At 57.6% G+C, this 831-nt stretch carries 1 protein-coding gene; it reads left to right on the top strand.

Going from position 1 to position 831, the window contains the following annotated elements:
* Positions 1–752 (top strand): PDZ domain-containing protein (locus tag A3730_RS27925; RefSeq protein ID WP_156501417.1); only part of this gene is annotated, 752 nt, incomplete at its 5' end.
* Positions 753–831: the final 79 nt, after the last annotated feature.

Genomic DNA, 831 nt, shown 5'->3' with positions numbered 1-831 from the left:
ACCGGGGGCAGGGTCGCCATAAACAAACGGTGACGGAATCCAGCTTTGATGCCTGGACCCGCTTCTACAAACAGGATGAAAATGCGCCTAATGCCATTGTCAGCTACTACACCAAGGGCTCACTGGTGGCGCTGGCGCTGGATTTGACACTGCGTAACCTGACCGGTGAGGCAAAGACTCTGGATGACCTGATGCGAGTGCTGTGGCAGCGCTACGGGCAGACCGGTGAGGGCGTGCCGGAGCAGGGTATTCAGCCGCTGGCAGAAGAAATCGCCGGTTGCGATATGAGCGATTTTTTCAACCAGGCCCTGTACAGCACAGAGGATTTGCCGCTGGCTGAATTGTTGGCAGAACGTGGGGTGGAATTGCACTGGCGTAGTGCTGCCGGCCACGGGGATAACGGCGGCAAAGCAGGCAAGGATGGCATTCCCCATCTGGGCGCCAGGTTGGTGCCGGATACCATGGGGGCGAAAATCGCGGTGGCGTTTGAGCAAGGGGCCGCCATGGCGGCGGGGCTATCCGCTGGTGATGTGATTATCGCCGTGGATGGCCTGCAGGCCACCACCGGCAATATTGATAATCTGCTGTCGGGTTTCCTGCCCGGCGAGGTCATGGAGATTCATGCTTTCCGGCGTGATGAGTTGATGCGGTTCAAGGTCAAGGTGGAAGCCACCGAAGCCAGCACTGCATTCCTGACTATCGCCAAAGGTGGGCTGACAGAAAAAGGCCGTGCGTGGCTGCACGCAAAATAGCGGCACGAAATCCGTTTGTTATCCGCAGGAGTGACTTGAAAAGCACTCCTGCCCAATGGCAATTAAATGACCGATACCC

The sequence above is a fragment of the Alcanivorax sp. HI0044 genome, from assembly GCF_001634945.1.
This window is presented reverse-complemented; position numbering and strand designations above follow the sequence as displayed.